The organism is Actinokineospora sp. UV203, assembly GCF_056323665.1.
In genome coordinates this window covers 5,802,357-5,820,346 of record NZ_CM150484.1, presented here as the reverse complement: position 1 = coordinate 5,820,346, position 17,990 = coordinate 5,802,357, and the positions used below count along the sequence as shown (strand labels likewise).

17 protein-coding genes are annotated in these 17,990 nt (G+C 69.4%); 5 read left to right on the top strand and 12 right to left on the bottom strand.

Going from position 1 to position 17,990, the window contains the following annotated elements; translation table 11 throughout:
- Positions 1 to 387: 387 nt before the first annotated feature.
- From rplS to ffh, 10 genes are all read right to left on the bottom strand, one after another.
- Complete coding sequence (rplS, locus tag ACUZ2Y_RS27930) at positions 388 to 747, bottom strand: 50S ribosomal protein L19 (protein ID WP_476324456.1); 360 nt, start codon at positions 745 to 747, stop codon at positions 388 to 390.
- Between the two features lie 140 nt (positions 748 to 887).
- Complete coding sequence (trmD, locus tag ACUZ2Y_RS27925; protein ID WP_476324454.1) at positions 888 to 1,667, bottom strand: tRNA (guanosine(37)-N1)-methyltransferase TrmD; 780 nt, start codon at positions 1,665 to 1,667, stop codon at positions 888 to 890.
- Between the two features lie 9 nt (positions 1,668 to 1,676).
- The gene (locus ACUZ2Y_RS27920) at positions 1,677 to 2,744 is read right to left on the bottom strand and encodes a hypothetical protein (protein WP_476324452.1); all 1,068 of its coding nucleotides are present in this window, start codon (positions 2,742 to 2,744) and stop codon (positions 1,677 to 1,679) included.
- Positions 2,745 to 2,950: 206 nt separating this feature from the next.
- Positions 2,951 to 3,469 carry a ribosome maturation factor RimM gene (rimM, locus tag ACUZ2Y_RS27915; RefSeq protein ID WP_476324450.1) on the bottom strand — a complete coding sequence of 173 codons (519 nt, stop codon included), beginning with the start codon at positions 3,467 to 3,469 and terminating at the stop codon, positions 2,951 to 2,953.
- Positions 3,470 to 3,485: 16 nt separating this feature from the next.
- On the bottom strand, positions 3,486 to 3,725 hold the full coding sequence (locus ACUZ2Y_RS27910) for an RNA-binding protein (protein WP_054050002.1): 240 nt from the start codon (positions 3,723 to 3,725) through the stop codon (positions 3,486 to 3,488).
- Positions 3,722 to 4,204, bottom strand: coding sequence for a 30S ribosomal protein S16 (rpsP, locus tag ACUZ2Y_RS27905; RefSeq protein WP_476324447.1), 483 nt, complete (start codon positions 4,202 to 4,204; stop codon positions 3,722 to 3,724). Before rpsP ends, ACUZ2Y_RS27910 begins: the two co-directional genes overlap by 4 nt.
- A gap of 171 nt (positions 4,205 to 4,375) precedes the next feature.
- The gene (locus ACUZ2Y_RS27900; RefSeq protein WP_476324445.1) at positions 4,376 to 5,131 is read right to left on the bottom strand and encodes a LamB/YcsF family protein; all 756 of its coding nucleotides are present in this window, start codon (positions 5,129 to 5,131) and stop codon (positions 4,376 to 4,378) included.
- On the bottom strand, positions 5,128 to 5,868 hold the full coding sequence (locus tag ACUZ2Y_RS27895; protein WP_476324443.1) for a lysostaphin resistance A-like protein: 741 nt from the start codon (positions 5,866 to 5,868) through the stop codon (positions 5,128 to 5,130). The genes ACUZ2Y_RS27900 and ACUZ2Y_RS27895 overlap by 4 nt, the downstream gene beginning before the upstream one ends.
- Positions 5,869 to 5,943: 75 nt before the next feature.
- Entirely contained in the window at positions 5,944 to 7,017 is a 1,074-nt protein-coding gene (locus ACUZ2Y_RS27890; protein ID WP_476324441.1) for an amidohydrolase family protein, read from the bottom strand.
- Positions 7,014 to 8,552 (bottom strand): signal recognition particle protein, encoded by a 1,539-nt coding sequence (gene ffh, locus ACUZ2Y_RS27885; RefSeq protein ID WP_476324439.1) that lies wholly within the window; start codon positions 8,550 to 8,552, stop codon positions 7,014 to 7,016. The genes ACUZ2Y_RS27890 and ffh overlap by 4 nt, the downstream gene beginning before the upstream one ends.
- 493 nt (positions 8,553 to 9,045) lie before the next feature.
- Here ffh and ACUZ2Y_RS27880 point away from each other — a divergent pair, with 493 nt between their 5' ends.
- Together ACUZ2Y_RS27880 and ACUZ2Y_RS27875 are read left to right on the top strand one after the other, a co-directional pair.
- Entirely contained in the window at positions 9,046 to 10,155 is a 1,110-nt protein-coding gene (locus ACUZ2Y_RS27880; protein ID WP_476332102.1) for an RNA-guided endonuclease InsQ/TnpB family protein, read from the top strand.
- 333 nt (positions 10,156 to 10,488) lie between these two features.
- The gene (locus ACUZ2Y_RS27875) at positions 10,489 to 12,180 is read left to right on the top strand and encodes a vWA domain-containing protein (RefSeq protein WP_476324437.1); all 1,692 of its coding nucleotides are present in this window, start codon (positions 10,489 to 10,491) and stop codon (positions 12,178 to 12,180) included.
- 208 nt (positions 12,181 to 12,388) lie between these two features.
- On the opposite strand, the gene ACUZ2Y_RS27870 is transcribed toward ACUZ2Y_RS27875, so the two are convergent.
- Positions 12,389 to 13,873 (bottom strand): CoA-acylating methylmalonate-semialdehyde dehydrogenase, encoded by a 1,485-nt coding sequence (locus tag ACUZ2Y_RS27870; RefSeq protein WP_476324435.1) that lies wholly within the window; start codon positions 13,871 to 13,873, stop codon positions 12,389 to 12,391.
- 16 nt (positions 13,874 to 13,889) lie between these two features.
- Positions 13,890 to 14,885 (bottom strand): LacI family DNA-binding transcriptional regulator, encoded by a 996-nt coding sequence (locus tag ACUZ2Y_RS27865; protein WP_476324433.1) that lies wholly within the window; start codon positions 14,883 to 14,885, stop codon positions 13,890 to 13,892.
- 137 nt (positions 14,886 to 15,022) lie between these two features.
- Here ACUZ2Y_RS27865 and ACUZ2Y_RS27860 point away from each other — a divergent pair, with 137 nt between their 5' ends.
- The 3 genes from ACUZ2Y_RS27860 to ACUZ2Y_RS27850 are packed head-to-tail and all read left to right on the top strand — an operon-like array spanning position 15,023 to position 17,973.
- On the top strand, positions 15,023 to 16,030 hold the full coding sequence (locus tag ACUZ2Y_RS27860; RefSeq protein WP_476324431.1) for a Gfo/Idh/MocA family protein: 1,008 nt from the start codon (positions 15,023 to 15,025) through the stop codon (positions 16,028 to 16,030).
- Positions 16,027 to 16,917, top strand: a complete 891-nt coding sequence (locus ACUZ2Y_RS27855) for a TIM barrel protein (RefSeq protein WP_476324429.1) — start codon at positions 16,027 to 16,029, stop codon at positions 16,915 to 16,917. The genes ACUZ2Y_RS27860 and ACUZ2Y_RS27855 overlap by 4 nt, the downstream gene beginning before the upstream one ends.
- 33 nt (positions 16,918 to 16,950) lie before the next feature.
- A complete protein-coding gene (locus ACUZ2Y_RS27850; protein WP_476324427.1) occupies positions 16,951 to 17,973 on the top strand; it encodes a sugar ABC transporter substrate-binding protein in 1,023 nt (340 codons plus the stop codon).
- Positions 17,974 to 17,990 lie beyond the last annotated feature (17 nt).

Genomic DNA, 17,990 nt, shown 5'->3' with positions numbered 1-17,990 from the left:
ACGGGAGATCTGCTCGGTCACTTGGGTGGACACGCTGGGGACCGGCGGCTTCGGCGGTTCTTCGGGCAACGGCGGGAGGGTTTCCTCCGGCAGCGGTGCGCCGAACCAGAACTCGGGACTCCCGGACTGCGGACCTGAAGGCGGCGTTTCGGCGGCTCGTCGGATCGGCTCGGTGTAGGCGACCTCGGGAGCGGCGGTGCCGTTGACCCTGGTGCCGTTGACCCGCTTGGCGCTCACCGGAGTCCCGTTGGTCTGGGCATGACGCTGGTCCGCCGTCTCCCCCTGGAAATGCCCGACGTGTGCCGCGCCTTCAGCAGGCGGCGGCACACGGCGGGAGGAACGGTCGACCACGCACGCCAGCGTACGTGAGCCGGTGTGCTGAGCGCGTCAGGAAGCGTTCTGAGGCTCGCGCTTCTCCTTGATCTTCGCGGCCTTGCCGCGCAGCTCACGGAGGTAGTACAGCTTGGCGCGCCGGACGTCGCCGCGCTTGGCGACCTCGATCTCGGCGATGTTGGGAGTGTGCACCGGGAAGGTGCGCTCCACGCCGACACCGAACGACACCTTGCGAACGGTGAAGGTCTCGCGGATCCCGCCACCCTGGCGACGGATGACGACGCCCTGGAACACCTGGACACGAGTACGAGTGCCCTCGATGACGCGGACGTGGACCTTCAGCGTGTCACCCGGGCGGAAGTCCGGGATGTCGGAACGCAGCGACTTGGCGTCCAGGGCATCCAGGGTGTTCATCGGTAGTCCGTCCTCGTCAATTCGGAGATGTTCGTTCGTCGCTCCCGGCCGCAGGCGGCAAGCCGCCGATGTGTCCAGCCTGGGAGTGGGCTTGAGGTGCGCGCTCGGGAAGACCCGGACGCGACAACTCAGGAAGTATGTCAGACGGGATCCTCGGACCGGAAATCGCCCCCTGGTGGGGCTTGGCGCAGCCGCTCGAGCAGGGCCCGGTCGTGCTTGTCCAGCGACTCGGCGGGCAGGGCCGCGAGCAGGTCGGGGCGGCGCTCGTAGGTGCGCTCGATCGCCTGGTCACGGCGCCAGCGGTCGATCGCCTTGTGGTTGCCCGAGCGCAGCACGTCGGGCACCGCGCGGTCGCGCCAGACCTCCGGGCGGGTGTAGCTCGGGCCTTCCAGCAGGCCGTCGGAGAACGAGTCCTGCTCGGCTGAGAGCGGGTTGCCCAGGACGCCGGGCAGCAGCCGGGCCACCGCCTCGACCATGACCATGACCGCGACCTCGCCGCCGACCAGCACGTAGTCGCCGATGGAGACCTCGTCGACCCGCATCCGGGTCGAGGCGTCGTCGATGACCCGCTGGTCGATTCCCTCGTAACGACCGCAGGCGAACACCAGCCGCGACTCGGTGGCGTACTCGTGCGCCATGGCCTGGGTGAACGGCCTGCCCGCCGGGGTCGGCACGACCAGCCGCGGCGGCTCGCCCGCGCACACCTCGTCAAGCGCCTCACCCCAGACCTGGGGCTTCATCACCATGCCGGGGCCGCCGCCGTACGGGCTGTCGTCGACGCCTTTGTGCACGTCGTAGGTCCAGCGACGCAGGTCGTGGACGTCGAGGCTGAGCAGGCCGCGTTCGATGGCCCGGCCCAGCAGCGCGCCGCGCAGGGGGTCGAGGTACTCGGGAAAGATCGTGACAATGTCGATCCGCACCGCAGAAGGCTAGCCGCGCGTCTCCAGGCGCTTCGCGATGGCCGGGACCAAGTCCAGGAAGAGGTGCTCGAACCAGCGCATGAGCCCGCCGGGCAGGTCCAGCGGCGGCACCGGAACCGTGGCGCGCGTGTATTCCTGCTCGATGACCGGCCACAGCGCGTCCCAGCGCTGCCCGGACGGCGGGTGCCCGCTCGGCGCGGGCGGGTAGCCGACGACCTTGAGTTCGCCGTCGAGTTCGTGCAGCACCAGGTCGAGCAGCAGGAAGTACAGCGGGCCGGTGGCGGCGGCAGCGGCGGCGAGGCCGTGCCTGCGGACGAACTGCGGGTCCTGTTCGGCGGCGGCGGCCAGCCACTGCTCGGTGAGGACCAGTTGGGCGCCGAGGCGGTCGGCGGCGAACTCGTCCTCCGCGGACCGGGTGTGGACCTCGACCTTGGAGTCCACCGAGGTCAGCGTGGTGCGGCCGACCGGCGCGTGCTTGGCCACGATGTGACCGTACTCGTGGCCGATCGCGAACCGCACCGAGGCGTTGACCAGCAGGTCCAGCATCACCTCGCGGTGGCCGGTGAGCGGCGGCAGCGGCGAAGAGCGCCACGGGTCGCCGTACCGCAAGTGCGCGGCGAAGACGTCGGCCAGCGCGGCGAGCGTCCGCGGGCGGTCCAGGATCGGCGGTTCACCGAACATCTGGGCGGACATCATATTGATCTTCAGGGTGAGGAAGACCAGGCCCATCGCGCCGCTGCTCATCAGGATGAGGTCGCCGCCGGCGGCCGGGGTGGTCCAGGCGTTGAGGTCACCGAGCGGGTAGAGGCCGGTGACGATCCGGAGCGGGTCGAACGACAGGTTGAGCGAGTGGGCCGCGGCCTCGACCTCCTCGACCCGGCGGTCCAGCAGGTCCTGGGCGGAACTGAGCCTGCGCAGCGGCTCGGCGACGTGGTCGTCGGTGGCGGCGAGCAGGGCCCCGACGCGCTCGGCGGTGTTGTGCCCGCCCACGGCGGGGCCGATCAGTCTGCCGCTGAACCCGTCCCGCTGCACCAGCGCGAGATAGGTGGTGACCAGCTTCCTGGACCGCCTGCTCATCGCGGATCTAAGCGCCCCTGCCCGTGACGGCCTCGGCTAAGGCGACGTCACGCAGGGACTCGACTAAGGACAGCACGGCCTCGACACGGGTCCGCGACGGCACTCGGCTCGTGAGCACGTTCTCGGACATCCGCCACCCCCAGGGTCGAAGCGGTCGTCAGAGTAGCGGAGGCTTTTGTGGATCAGTGGATACCCGCGACGCGGGTTTATTCGATCAGGCCCTCGGGCGGGTCGAGCACCACGCGGCCGCCCTTGACGTCCACTTCCGGGACGATCTGGCGGACGAACGGCACCAGGACCTCTTCGCCGCCGGGGCGGTTGATCACCAGCAGCTCACCGCCGAGGCCGTGGGCGATTTCCTTGACCTTGCCGACCTCGGTCCCGTCCAAGAGCACCGCGGACAGGCCCGCCAACTCGTAGTCGTAGAACTCGTCGGGGTCGTCGATCGGGGCCAGCGTCGAGGGGTCGGCGAGCAGGAGCGCCCCGCGCATGTCCTCGGCGGTGTTGCGGTCGGGGACTTCCTCGAAACGCACCAGCAGCCGCCCGGCGTGTGGCCGGGCGGCTGTGATGGTGAGCATGCGCTTGGAGCCGTCACGCAACTGGGCTGTCACCGACTCACCGAGCGCGAAACGCTGCTCGGGCGAGTCGGTGTGCAGCTCGATAGCCAGTTCGCCGGTGATTCCGTGTGCCTTGGCGACACGGCCGACGAGTACCAGCGCGTTCATTCGCTCCACAGTCCGATCAGTGATCGGTGTCGACCACGTCGACCCGGATACCGCGACCGCCGACACCGGCCATCACGGTACGAAGAGCCGTGGCGGTGCGGCCGCCCCGGCCGATCACCTTGCCCAGGTCCTCCGGGTTGACATGGACTTCGAGCGTGCGGCCACGACGGGTCGTGACCAGCTCGACCTGGACATCGTCGGGGTGGTCGACGATGCCGCGCACGAGGTGCTCGAGTGCGTCCGCGAGGGCACTCACTCGGCCGGCGCCTCGGTCTCGGTGGCGGCCGCGGCCGGTGCCTCGGCGTCAGCCTTCGGCTCGGCGTCAGCCTTCGGCTCGGCCTTCTTCGGCGCCGACTTCTTCTTCGGCGTGGTCGCGTCGGTCGAGGGCTCCTCGCCCGCGGCCTTGAGCGCGGCCTCGAACAGCGACTGCTTCGACGGCTTCGGCTCCTTGACGCGCAGGGTGCCCTCGGTGCCCGGCAGGCCCTTGAACTTCTGCCAGTCGCCGGTGATCTCCAGCAAGTTCTTCACCGAGTCGGTCGGCTGCGCGCCGACACCCAGCCAGTACTGGGCCCGCTCGGAGTCGACCTCGATGAGGCTCGGCTCTTCCTTCGGGCTGTAACGGCCGATCGTCTCGATCGCCTTGCCGTCACGACGGGTGCGCGCGTCGGAGACGATGATGCGGTAGTACGGCGCACGGATCTTTCCGAGGCGCTGCAGCTTGATCTTGACAGCCACGGGTTGGGGTGCTCCTCAAAGCTCTCGGTACTGCGATGTGTGAGCGCGGCGTTCCGAGTGGGGTCGGTCGGCCTTGCCCGAAGGTTCAGGCGTCACGGCACGGTGAGAGGGTCCGGCCATGACGGACAGCGGGTAATTGTGCCAGACGCGCGACAGGCTTGACGCCCTGGGTCACCCGACGAAGGCGGCGACCTTGACACCTGCCTGGTCGAGCGCCGTTCGAACGGCCCGCGCGTGATGCACGGCACCCGGTGTGTCGCCGTGTAGGCACAGCGACCGGGCGGGCATCAGGAGCACCGTCCCGTCGACGGCGACGATCTCCCCGGACACCGCGAGGCGCACCGCGCGCTCGACCACGGCGGCGGTCTCGGTGATCAACGCGCCGGTCTGGCCGCGCGGCACGAGCGTGCCCTCCGGGGTGTAGCCGCGGTCGGCGAACGCCTCGAAGACGCAGGGCAGACCCACCGATTCGGCGGCGTCGAGCAGCCGTGATCCAGGCAAGCCGAGGACGGGCAACTCGCCGAACGCGCGCACGGCGTCCGCGACGGCGGCGGCCTGCGCGTCGTGGTGCACCACGGCGTTGTAGAGCGCTCCGTGCGGTTTCACGTAGCCCACGGAAGTCCCGGACGCGCGCGCGATGCCGTCGAGCGCGCCGATTTGATAGAGCACCTCGTCGGCCAACTGGGCGGGGTCGACGTCGATGAAGCGCCTGCCGAACCCCGCGAGGTCCCGGTAGGAGACCTGGGCGCCGACAGCCACTCCCCCGGCCGCCGCGGCCTGGCAGACCGCGCGCATGGTCGAGGCATCGCCCGCGTGGAAACCGCAGGCGACGTTGGCGGAGGTGACGATGTCGAGCAGGGCGACGTCGTCGCCGAGGCGCCAGACGCCGAAGCCCTCGCCGAGGTCGGCGTTGAGGTCGAGGATCAAGGCTGCATCACCCCGAGGGTGATCAGCAGGATGGCGAGGGCAGGCACGAAGTTGTTTATCTGGTGGGCGACGATGCTCGCGCCGAGCCTGCCGGTGTAGAGCCGTGCCAGGCCGATCGGGATGCCGACGACCAGCAGCAGGGAGGTGCGTATCGGTTCCAGATGGACGATCGCGAAGATCGCGGTGGTCAGGCCGAACACCACCCAGCGGCCCATGTTCAGCCGCTCCAGCGCCCCCCACAGCAGGCCGCGGTAGATGATCTCCTCGAACAATGGGCCGATGAGCCACACATAGACGAACAACGTGATCGCGGCGGCCACCGGCATCAACCGGTCGTCGACGAGCATGCCGAGGGAGGACTTGGCGGCCTCCTCGCCGACGATCTTGGCCCACACGGTGCCCGCGATGGTGGTGGACACCAGGCCGAGCAGGCCGAACTTGAAGCCCGCCTTGACGTCCTCGCGGGTGTACGACCACCGCAGGTCGACCTTCGGGCCGTTGCCGCGCACCTTGGTGACCAGCAGGGCCAGCAGGGTCGCCAGGACGGTGGGCACCATGGTCCCGACGAGGATCACCGCGATCGAGGGAGTCTTGGTGAGTCCGTACATTCGCGCGATCGTGCCGATGACGACGGCGGACAGGAGGTAGACGCCGAATACCAGCAGGAACGCGCCGAAGCCCCATTTGTGGTCTCGAACCTGCGGCTCGACCGAGGGAATCTCCGTTACCGGGGTCACCGATCGCCTCCCCCCGTGTCCGGATGTCGCTATTCCAGTGTGGGGCACGAGACTAGCGGCGGTGGGACGCCGAAGTTAACCGACCACCCGGCCCCGCAGCACGATCCGCTTCGGTGACCGCAGCACGTCGAGGTTCTTCCGGGGGTCCTCGTCGAAGGCCAGTAGGTCTGCGGCGGCACCTTCGGTGAGGCCCGGCCAGCCGAGCCACGACCTCGCGCCCCAGGAGCCGGCGGCGATGGCCTGTTCGGGGGTCATGCCCGCCTTGTGGAGCGCGATGATCTCGTCGACCAGCCTGCCGTGGGCGATGCCGCCGCCCGCGTCGGTACCCGCGTAGACGGGGACGCCCGCCTCCACGGCCTCGGCGACCATTCCCGGCGCGCGCGCGTGCAGGTCAAGCATGTGTTGGGCGTACTTCGGGTACTTGCCCGCGCCTGCCGCGATGCCGGGGAAGTTCTCGATGTTGATCAGGGTGGGGACCAGCGCCGTGCCGCGTTTCGCCATTTCGGTGATGACGTCGGTGGTGAGGCCGGTGCCGTGTTCGACGCAGTCGATCCCCGCGTTGATGAGCCCGGGCAGGGCGTCCTCGCCGAAGACGTGGGCGGTGACGCGGGCGCCTGCCGCGTGGGCGACCGAGATCGCTTCGGCGAGTACGTCGTCGGGCCAGAGGGGGGCCAGGTCGCCTTCGGCGCGGTCGATCCAGTCGCCGACGAGTTTGACCCAGCCGTCGCCGTATTCGACCTGCTCGGCGACGGCGGCGGGGAGTTGTTCCGGGTCGCCGACGTCGATGCCCAGGTGGGGGATGTAGCGCTTGGGTCGGGAGAGGTGCCTGCCCGCGCGGATGATGCGCGGCAGGTCCAAGCGCTCCTGCAGCGGGCGGGTGTCGATCGGCGAGCCGCAGTCGCGGATGAGCAGGGTGCCCGCGTCGCGGTCGGTTTCGGCCTGCTCGGCGGCAGTGTCCAAGTCGACCGGGCCCTCGGGGCCGATGCCGACGTGGCAGTGTGCGTCCACCAGGCCGGGGACCAGGTAGCCGCCGTCGAAGACCGTTTCCGCACCGGGTACCGGCTGGGTGCGGACACGGCCGTTGACGATCCAGATGTCTTGTTCGTCTTCGCCCGGGAGGATCACCCCGCGCAGGTGTAACGCGGTCACTTGTTCTTGGGGAACTTCAGCTTCGACGGGTCGAAGCCGGGAGGCATCTGGTCAAGCCCGCCGAAGCCGGGCGGCAGGCCACCCTGCGGGCTGGGCGGCAGCTGCGTCAGGTCGGGCATCCCGCCGGGGAAGCCGGGCATGCCGCCGCGCATCTTGGGCGGGGTCGGGCCGCGGCCCTTCTTCCCCTTTTTGCCCTTCTTGCCCTTCGCGTTGGTGCGGCCGCCGGGCATGCCGAAGCGGCCCGCCATCTGCTGCATCATCTTCTTGGCGTCGTAGAAGCGGTTCACCAGGTCGTTGACCTCGCGGACCTGCACACCGGAGCCCTTGGCGATGCGCAGCCGCCGCGACGCGTTGATGATCTTCGGGTCGTTGCGCTCGGCCGGGGTCATGCCGCGGATGATCGCCTGCAGCCGGTCGATGCTCTTCTCGTCGACCTGGGCCAGCGCGTCCTTCATCTGGCCCGCGCCGGGGAGCATGCCGAGCAGGTTGGCGATCGGGCCCATCTTGCGGACCGCGAGCATCTGCTCGAGGAAGTCCTCCAGCGTCAGCTCGCCGGTGCCGATCTTGGCCGCGGCCTTCTCGGCCTGCGCCTGGTCGAAGTGCTGTTCGGCCTGCTCGATGAGGGTGAGGACGTCGCCCATGCCGAGGATGCGCGAGGCCATCCGGTCGGGGTGGAACGCGTCAAAATCACCGAGTCCTTCGCCATTGGAGGCGAACATGATCGGCATGCCGGTCACTTCGCGGACCGACAGGGCGGCGCCGCCTCGGGCATCGCCGTCGAGCTTGGTGAGGACCACGCCGGTGAAGCCGACGCCGTCGCGGAACGCCTCGGCGGTGGTGACCGCGTCCTGGCCGATCATCGCGTCGACGACGAAGAGGACTTCGTCGGGCGACACGGCGGCGCGGATGTCGGACGCCTGGCGCATCAGTTCCTCATCGACGCCAAGGCGGCCGGCGGTGTCGACGATGACGACGTCGTGCTGGGCGCGGCGGGCCTCGTCGAGGCTGTCGCGGGCGACCTTGACCGGGTCGCCGACGCCGTTGCCGGGCTCGGGCGCGTAGACGGCGACGCCCGCGCGCTCGGCGACGACCTGCAGCTGGGTGACGGCGTTGGGGCGCTGGAGGTCGCAGGCGACCAGCATCGGCGCGTGGCCCTGGCCCTTGAGCCAGCGAGCGAGCTTGCCGGCGAGGGTCGTCTTACCGGCACCCTGCAGACCCGCGAGCATGATCACGGTCGGTGGGGTCTTGGCCAGGTTGAGCCGTCGGGTCTCGCCGCCGAGGATGGCGACGAGCTCCTCGTTGACGATCTTGATGACCTGCTGGGCCGGGTTGAGCGCGCCGGAGACCTCGGCGCCCTTCGCCCGCTCCTTGATCTTCGCGATGAAGGTGCGCACGACCGGCAGCGCGACGTCGGCCTCCAGCAGCGCGATACGGATCTCGCGCGCGGTCGCGTCGATGTCGGCTTCGGTGAGCCGGCCCTTGCCCCGCAGGTTCTGCAGGACGGATGTGAGCCGGTCGGAGAGTGTGTCGAACACGAGTGTGGCGCTCCAGCCAATCAGGTCAACTCAGTCGGCAAGCTGGCCGAGAACGAGCCCAGCCCGATCGAGGGTAGCCGCTCCAGGCCGCGGGGTTGGCACCAGCTGGGGTATTCATCAGTGGTCCTTCGTGTTCATCGGTGAAGTTCTTCATCTTGGTGTCGGATTGGGCGCGTCGTGGCTGCGGGTGGTCCGGCCGGGAGTACGTCGGGTCAGTGTTTTGTCGGTGGGCGGTCGTAGCCTGCGGGCGTGGTCGCCCCCGCTCGGGGGTCGGTAGCGGTCCGATGCTGGAGGGTGACTGGGGTGGGGTTCGGGGTTCGTTGTCTGCGGTCTGCGCAGCGAGCGTTTGTGCGCGCACACGTGGGCTGCCTCGGAGATTGGCGGTGAGTAAGCAGGGGTTTCGGGTGGAGTTGGCCCCGACTGACGAGCAGTTGGTCCGGTTGGGGCGGCATGCTGGGTTGTTCCGGTCGGTGGAGAATTTGCGTTGGAGCGGGTGAAGGCCGCCCTTGATCAACGGGAGGCGGAGAAGACCTACGGGATACCCGATGGCGAGTTGACCTTGGTGCCGTGGTCGGGCCCTGCGTTGGAGTCCGCGTGGCGTGCCGCGCACCCGGTGCGGTTTCCGTGGTTTGTCGAGGCGGAGTTGTCCTCGCGGGTGCCGAAGGAGGCGTGTCGGGTCCGGGCGGCCGGGTTCCGCACCTTCTTCGATTCCCGCACGGGTAAGCGCAAGGGCCGCGCGGTGGGGTTCCCGTCGTGGCGCAAGCGTAAGCATGGTGGCCGGTTCCGCTACGACGCCGACCGCGCCAAACCTCTGGACCTTCGCACGGTGCGGCTGCCCGGGGTCGGGGCGGTCGCCACCCGGGAGGACATGACCTGGCTGGTGGAGCGACTCGCGGTCGGCGACGCCCGGGTGTTGGGCGCGACGGTGAAAGAGCGGGCCGGGCGCTGGTGGATCTCGTTCCAGATCGAGATCCACCGCACGGAACTCGACCAGCGCCGGACCGCCCCGGCCGACGCCCCGGCCTGTGGGGTCGACCTGGGGTTGGCCACCTTCGCGACAATTGTCGATGCCGATGGCGCGGTCACCGAGATCCATGCGCCCAAGCCGCTCAAGGCGGGGCTGCGGAGGCTGCGGAAGGCGAACAAGGCGCTGGCGAGGTCCCGGCGGGGTTCGGCGAATCGGGTCAAGCGGCGTGCCGAGGTGGCCCGGGTGCATCTGCGGGTCGCCCACCAGCGGAATGATTTCCTGCACAAGACCACCACACGGTTGGCGAGAACCAAGTCGGCCATCGCGGTGGAAACCCTCAACATCACGGGGATGGCCGGCAACCGCAGGTTGGCTCGGGCGATCGCCGATGCCGGGTGGGGTGAGTTCGTCCGCCAACTCGACTACAAGGCCAGTTGGTATGGGTCGCGGGTGTGGAAAGCCGACCGCTGGTTCCCCAGCTCCAAAACCTGCTCCACCCCCAAGTGCGGGCAACGGCATGGTGGGCTCACTCTGGCCGAACGGGCTTGGACCTGCACCGGGTGCGGCGTCATCCATGACCGGGACCGCAACGCCGCCACCAACCTGCTCGTGGCCATGCTGGCGGATGGCGGTTGACCGGGTCTCTCGCCGGGAAGTTCTCTCGGAGAGACGAAACGCCTGTGGAGACCATGTCAGCCTCCGGCCCTGCCGGAGCAACGGTCAACGAAACATGAAGAATCACTGAGATTCAACGAACGGCATGACCACAGGGGCGAGAAGGTGCACCCGATGGGGCGACGCCGTAACGGAAAGCGCGAAACCTCCGAACTAGTTTCCGTCCAATTGAGACCGAGGTCACACCGTCGCGGGGATGCGGGTGACCCGGGGGAGCGCACCAGCGTCGGCCTCACTTTCCAGCGGTCGCACTGCCGGGAACTCGCGCGCCCAAGAGTGGAAGGTGCACGTCATATGAGCAGGGGAATCCGAAGATCCGCGGTCGTGGCGCTGGCCGCCGCCGCGGCGATGACCACCGTGGCGGGCTACGCCGCCGCCGCCGGAGGGACGGTCACCGGGGACAAGACGGTCGGCACGACCGACATCACGTGCGGCGGTTCGGTGCCCGTCACTGTCACCTTGAACGCTATGGACGGAATCGCGGGCAACCCGACGGACATCGAACTGGTGCTCGACCGTTCGGGCAGCATGTCCGGTCAGCCGTTCACCGACCTGAAAGCCGGGGCCAAGACGTTCGTCGACATCATCGACGAGGCCACCGACGGCTCGCTGGACGGTGTGATCGCCAACGGAAGCCGCGTTGGCGTCGTCAGCTTCGCCAACACCGCCTCGCCGACGCACGCGCTGAGCGGTGACGCGACGTCGATCAAGGCGGCGATCGACGCCCTGGTGGCCGGAGGCGCGACCAACCACCAGGACGCGTTCGACGACGCGCAGGCGGAGCTCGCGGGCTCGCAGCCCGCCAACAGCAAGAAAATGATCATGTTCACCGACGGTCAGACCACCGCGGGCGGCAACCCGGACACGGCGGCGGCCAACGCGCGGGCGGCGGGGACGGAGATCTTCGCCATCGGCCTGGGCAGTGTCGACGTCGCCGCGCTGAACAACTGGGCGACCGACCCCGACTCCTCGCACGTGTTCGTCACCCCGAGTTCGTCGGAGCTGGAAGCGATCTTCGCCGCCATCGGTGCGGCGATCGTGGTCCCGGCGGCGACCGACGTCTCGGTTGTCGACACCGTTGCGCCGCAGTTCTCGGTCAGCGGAGCGGCGGTCTCCAAGGGCAGCGTCGCGCAGGTGGGCAACCAGCTCACCTGGACGATCGATTCGCTGCGGACCGAGTCCGCGACGATGACGTTCACCGCCACGCACCTCCCGGCGGCGGGCGGCGGAGCCATCGCGATCAACCCGACGGTCGTCTACAGCGACGCCGAGGGCCACAGCGTCGCCTTCCCCAACCCGACGGTGAACGTGCACGGCTGCGCGGCGAACATCGACGTCGAACCCGAGCACGAGGTCAACGAGCTGGGCACCCCCGGCCAGACCCACACCGTGACCGGCACGATCACCGACGACTTCGGTGATCCCGTGGCGGGCGTGAGCGTGGACTACTCCATCCTGTCCGGCCCGAACGCGGGCGGAGCGGGATCGGACGTGACCGTGGCCGACGGGACGTCGGACTACACCTATGCGGCGGTCCAGGGCCTGGCAGGCCTGGGCACCGACTCGGTCCGCGGCTGCTTCACCACCGCGGGTGGCGTCCTCAAGTGCGACGACGTGCTCAAGGACTGGGTCGACACCACCCCGCCGACGGTGAGCTGCACCCCGACCAACAACCCGGGAGGCGGCACGATCCCGCCCGCGGCCAACGAGGACGGGTTCTACCAGCTCAACGCCACCGACGCGGTTGACCCGAACCCTCAGCTCTACGTCGCTGACGACGCGAGCACGGCGGTGTTCGGCGGGTTCCCGGACGGCACGAAGATCAAGCTCGTGCAGGCACCCGGGGCCACCCCGAACCAGACGCCGGGGACGGGGGACATCGACTGGAAGATCACGCTGAAGGGCGATGCCCTGGTGACCGCGGTCGACGCCTCGGGCAACGTGTCGGCTCCCGTGAGCTGCCGCGTTCCACCGCCGCCGAAGTAACCGCACGATGATCGGGCCCCGCTGCGGCGGGGCCCGATTCGCGTCGGTCGAACCACCCGGAACAGTCCGTCCCGGATGGGAGCTTCCGAAATGCTGTTCAACCGCAGTGCACGGGGACACCATGGGTGATCCGGTAGTCGGCACGAACCCGCTCCCTGCCCGCTTGACCGTCACCTCGGCCCTGCTGCTGGGCACCACGACTGAGTGATCAGCGGTGCACGGGAAAGCCCAGGTCCACGCCCGCGTGCCGCGGCCACCGCGCCGTGATGGCCTTCCCCCGGGTGTAGAAGCGCACCCCCTCGGCACCGTGCACGTGCGTGTCACCGAATAGCGAGTCCTTCCAGCCGCCGAACGAGTAGTACGCCATCGGAACCGGGATCGGCACGTTGATGCCGACCATGCCCACGTGCACTCGGCGCTGGTACTCGCGGGCGGCGAGGCCGTCGGAGGTGTAGACGGCCGTGCCGTTGCCGTACTGGTTGCTGTTGACCAGGTCGACCGCGGCGTCGAACGAGGGAACCCGGACCACACTGAGCACCGGTCCGAAGATCTCGTCGGTGTAGATCGACATCTCCGTCGTGACGTGGTCGAACAGGGTCGGCCCAAGCCAGAAGCCGCCCGGAGTCGGCGCGGTGCCCCGGCCGTCGACGACCAGGGTGGCCCCGGCGTTCTCGCCCGCGTCGACATAAGAGGTGACGCGATCGCGGTGTACGGCGGTCACCAGGGGCCCCATGTCGGAGGTGTCATCCGTGCCCGGTCCGGTGCGCAGCTTGCTGGTCCGCCGCGCGATCGCGGTGACCAGGTCGTCGCCGATGTCGCCGACGGCGACCACCACGGAGATCGCCATGCAACGTTCCCCCGCGCTGCCGTAGCCCGCCGACACGGCGGCGTCGGCCGCGGCGTCGATGTCGGCGTCAGGCAGGACCACCATGTGGTTCTTCGCCCCGCCCAACGCTTGGACCCGCTTGCCCGCCGCGGTGCCGCGGGCATACACGTGCCGCGCGATCGGGGTGGAACCGACGAACGACGCCGCCGCGACGTCCGGGTGGTCGAGCAGGGCGTTGACCGCGGTCGCGTCGCCGTGCAGGACGTTGAACACGCCGTCGGGCAAGCCCGCTTCGGAGAACAACTCGGCCAATCGGACCGCTGTGGACGGGTCTCGTTCAGAGGGCTTGAGGACGAAAGCGTTGCCGCACGCGATCGCGACCGGGAACATCCACATCGGCACCATCGCCGGGAAGTTGAACGGCGTGATGCCCGCGACCACACCCAGCGGCTGGCGCAGTGAATAGGCGTCGACCCCGCGCGATACCTGCTCCGAGTGCTCGCCCTTGAGCAGCTGCGGGATGCCGCAGGCGAACTCGACGACCTCAAGGCCCCGCTGCACCTCGCCCGCCGCGTCGGAGAGCACCTTGCCGTGTTCGGCGGTGATCAGCGCCGCGAGTTCGTCGCGGTGCTGGTCGACCAGTTGCCGGAAGGCGAACAGGACACGGGCCCGCACCGACAGCGACGACTCGCACCACGACAGCGACGCCTTGGCCGCCGAGGACACCGCCAGGTCCACATCGGACTGGTCGGCGAGCGCGACATGCCTGGCGACGGCGCCGGTGGCCGGGTCGAAGACCTCGGCGGTGCGGGTCGAGGTGCCGGGAGTGCGGGCGCCATCGATCCAGTGTGCAACGGTGCTGATCACGGATGTCCTCCTGGACTCACGGAGTCGGTGGGGCGGTCGTCGAGCGGACGACCAGGGACGGGTGGAGCAGGTGGCGGACCGGGTCCGTCCGCTCGCCGCGCACGCGCTGCAGCAATGCGTCCGCGGCGAGGGTGCCGATCTCGGCGCGTGGCTGGTCGATGGTGGTGAGCGAGACATGCCGCAGCGCCGCGAGCGAGGTGTTGTCGTATCCGACGACGGACACGTCGTGGGGAATCCGCAAGCCCGCGTCTTCCAGGGCGGAGATGGCGCCGACGGCGTTGAAGTCGTTCGACGCGATGAGCGCGGTGGGCACGGTGCCTGCCTCCAGCAGGCCGCCGACGGCCTTGGCCCCCGCCAAGTCGGTGAACTCACTGGAGACGACCCACGGCCGCAGTCCGTGGCGACGCATCGCTTCGACGTAGCCCGCGCGGCGCGGCGCGGCCTGGGAGCCCGCCCCGCCGTCGAGGTGCACGATTCGGGTGTGTCCCAGGGCGACGAGGTGGTCGACGGCCAGACTTGTCCCGGCGCGGCCGTCGTCACTGACCGTGTCGACATGTCCCGAGCGTGACGTCCTCGAAACGAGCACTGTCGGGCACTGTTCGGCGGCTTCGTTGATCGCGCTGGTCGACACCACCGGCGACAGCAGGGCGATGCCCGCGGGCCGGAACGCGAGGAGGCTCCGCAGTGCCGCGCGCTCTCGGGCGGGGCTGCGGCCGCCGGTGTTGATGATCAGTTCGAAGCCGGAGGCCCGGGCCGCGGCGTCGAGGCTCTCCACGACTTCGGCGAAGAACGCGTTGCGCAGATCGGACACCATCACGCCGAGCACCGTGGACGTGCGGCTGGCCAGCGCCCTGGCCATGACATGCGGGCTGTAGCCGAGTTCCTTGGCGGCCCGCTGGACCGCTTCGCGGCGCTGGTCGCTCACTTTCGGGGAACCCCGCATCACCAGCGACACCAGCGCGCGGGACACCCCGGCGAGTGCCGCGACGTCCTCCATGGTCGGACGAGACACGGTTGACCTCCCCACGGACGGCGAATTGGGCGTGACCCTTGACATGACGGCCGTCACGTTACACCATTAGCGCGCTCTAACAAATAGAGCGCTCTAATCCCAGAGACGTTTCTTCGTGAAGACAAGGGAGCCAGCGGATGCGCATCGGAGTTGCCGGTGTCGGCCGAATCGGCGCTATGCACGCAACCAACCTGCACGCTCTCGACGTGGTCGACCAGGTGGTGTTGTTCGACCCGGTGCCGGGGCGCGCCGCCACGGCCGCCGCCGAACTGGGCGCAGGCACCCGGGCCGTCGCGGACCTCGACGAGTTGTTGTCCGCGAGCGACGGTGTACTGGTCGCGACCCCGACCGACACCCATCCCGACATGGTTCGACGCTGCATCGGCGCGGGCAAGCCCGCGCTGTGTGAGAAACCCATCGCGGACAGCCTCGACGGCATGCGCGCTCTGGTCGCCGAGATCGAGTCCTCCGGTGTGGAGGTCCTGGTGGGATTCCAGCGCCGGTTCGACCCCGCGATCCTCGAACTCAAGAAGCGCATCCAGGACGGCAGGGTCGGCACCGTCTACTTGGTCCGGTCGATCGGCCAGGATGCCCAGCCACCCGACTTCGCGTACCTTCCCTCCTCGGGCGGGATCTACCGCGATCTGCTGATCCACGACCTCGACGCGGTGCCCTGGCTCGTGGGCGAGCCGGTCACCGAGGTGTACGCGTCGGGCTCGGTGCTGGTCGACTCGGCGTTCGCCGACGCCGACGACGTCGACAACGCGGTCGCGGTGCTGAAGTTCGCGGGCGGCACGCACGCGATGTTGTCGGGTGGCAGACACGATGCCTTGGGCTACGACCACCGGATCGAGGTGATCGGCAGTCTGGACGCGCTCGCGGTCGGCGTCGACGCCCGGACCCCGATGACGTCACTGGAACCCGGTGAAGTACCCGCACGGGATCCGTATCCGGGCTTTCCCGAGCGATTCCTTCGGGCATACCGCAACGAGATGGCGGTGTTCGTCGACGTCGTCGCGGGTGCGGCCGAGAACCCGTCGCCCGCGCGCGACAGCCTGACCAGCCTCGAACTGGCGCTCGCCTGCGACCAGTCTCGCCGCTCCGGCGCCCCCGTGCGCCTCGACGCGAACGCCGTGTCGACGTGACCGGCGGCCGACAGAGCCTGCGCATCGCCGCGGCGCCCATTTCGTGGGGAGTCTGCGAGGTTCCCGGCTGGGGTCACGTGCGCGGGCCGGGCAGCGTGCTGGCCGACATGGCGGAACTCGGCATCGCCGCCACCGAGCTCGGACCGCCCGGGTACCTGCCGGAAGACCCCACCGAGCTGCGCGGCCTACTCAAGACGCACTCGCTTGACCTGGTCGGCGGCTTCCTCGCGGTACCGCTGCACACCCGGGTCGAGGAGACCCTCGCCGAGGCCGACCGCGTGGCCCGCCTCCTCGCGGACTCGGGTGCCGAGGTCCTGGTGCTCGCCGCGGCCACCGGCCTCGACGGCTACGACGACCGGCCGACACTGAGCGCCGCCGAATGGGACACGCTGCTCGACACCGCGCGACGCATCGCGACGCGCGCCGCGGATCACGGGATGCGGACGGTCTTGCACCCGCACGTCGGCACCCAGGTCGAGCAAGCGGGCGAGGTGGCGGATTTCCTTGCCCAGTCACCCCTGCCGCTCTGTCTGGACACCGGTCATCTGATGATCGGCGGGGTCGACCCGGTCGAGTTGGCCGCCCGTCATCCCGATCGGATCGGCCATGTCCACCTCAAGGACGTGCGCACGGATCTCGCCGACCAGGTTCGCTCCGGTGAGCTCGCCTACACCGAAGCCGTTCGTCGGGGCATCTATGTCCCGCTCGGCGAAGGCGACGTCGACATCGCCGCCATAGTCGACTCGCTCACCGATTCCGGATACGACGGCTGGTACGTCCTCGAACAGGACACCGCACTCGCCGCCGACAGCCCAGCCGATCTTCCGCGCGACAACGTCGCGAGCAGCCTCGCGCATCTCGCGACACTCCAGGCCTCGGCCCGCTAGGACTTGGCCGGTCATCACTCAGAGGAGAGCATGATGAGGTTCGAATCCCGCCCCGCCGTTTCCAGCCGGTCGAGGCACCGCTACCGGGGCGTCGTCTTCGCCTCGGCCGCCGCGGGCGTGCTGCTGCTGGCCGCTTGCAGCGGGCCGGCGGGCACCGACTCGGGCGGTGGCGCCACGGGCGGTCCGGCGCCGTCGTCGGGTGCCCTCAAGGTCGCCGTCGTCACCCACGGCTCCTCGGGCGACGCGTTCTGGAACGTAGTGAAGAACGGCGCCACCGACGCGGGCAGGCAGTTGGGCGTCGAGGTGCAGTACTCCTCCGAGGGCGACCCGGGGGCCCAGTCGAAGCTCGTCGACAACGCCGTGTCGCAGAAGGTGTCCGGCATCGTGGTGTCGATGTCCAATCCGGACGCGCTGAAGACCGCCATCGAGAACGCGGTGAAGGCGGGCATTCCGGTGATCACGATCAACTCCGGCGAGGACAAAAGCGCTTCGTTCGGCGCGCTGGCCCACGTCGGGCAGAACGAGGGGATCGCGGGTCAGCAAGCCGGGAAGAAGCTCAAGGACGCGGGCAAGACCAAGCTGTTGTGCGTGATCCACGAGGCCGGGAACGTGGGTCTCAACCAGCGTTGCGACGGCGCGCGCCAGACCTTCGGCGCGGTGCAGAACCTGCAGGTCGACATCAACAACCCCACCGATGTCGAAGCGCGGATCAAGGGAGCGCTGCAGGCCGACTCGTCCATCGACGCCGTGCTCTCGCTCAACCCGCAGGTCGCCACGAACGCGGTGAGCGCGCGCAAGGGAGCGAACTCGAACGCCGCGGTGGCCACCTTCGACCTCAACCCCGACGTCGTGGCCGCCATCCAGGCGGGCGACGTGGGCTTCGCCATCGACCAGCAGCAGTACCAGCAGGGCTACGTGCCCATCGTGATGCTGAAGCTGTTCCACGACAACGCCAACACCCTCGGTGGCGGAAGCCCGGTGCTCACCGGTCCGGGATTCGTCGACAAGGGCAACGTCGACTCCGTCGCCAAGTACGCGCAGCGCGGCACGCGCTGACGCGGACGGAAGGCACT

What these genes read in the sequence shown, in the direction of transcription:
- rplS (WP_476324456.1), bottom strand. Translation starts at nt 747, where the DNA reads ATGAACACCCTGGATGCCCTGGACGCCAAGTCGCTGCGTTCCGACATC.
- ACUZ2Y_RS27920 (WP_476324452.1), bottom strand. Translation starts at nt 2,744, where the DNA reads ATGAGCAGGCGGTCCAGGAAGCTGGTCACCACCTATCTCGCGCTGGTG.
- rimM (WP_476324450.1), bottom strand. Translation starts at nt 3,469, where the DNA reads ATGAACGCGCTGGTACTCGTCGGCCGTGTCGCCAAGGCACACGGAATC.
- ACUZ2Y_RS27875 (WP_476324437.1), top strand. Translation starts at nt 10,489, where the DNA reads ATGAGCAGGGGAATCCGAAGATCCGCGGTCGTGGCGCTGGCCGCCGCC.
- ACUZ2Y_RS27860 (WP_476324431.1), top strand. Translation starts at nt 15,023, where the DNA reads ATGCGCATCGGAGTTGCCGGTGTCGGCCGAATCGGCGCTATGCACGCA.
- ACUZ2Y_RS27850 (WP_476324427.1), top strand. Translation starts at nt 16,951, where the DNA reads ATGAGGTTCGAATCCCGCCCCGCCGTTTCCAGCCGGTCGAGGCACCGC.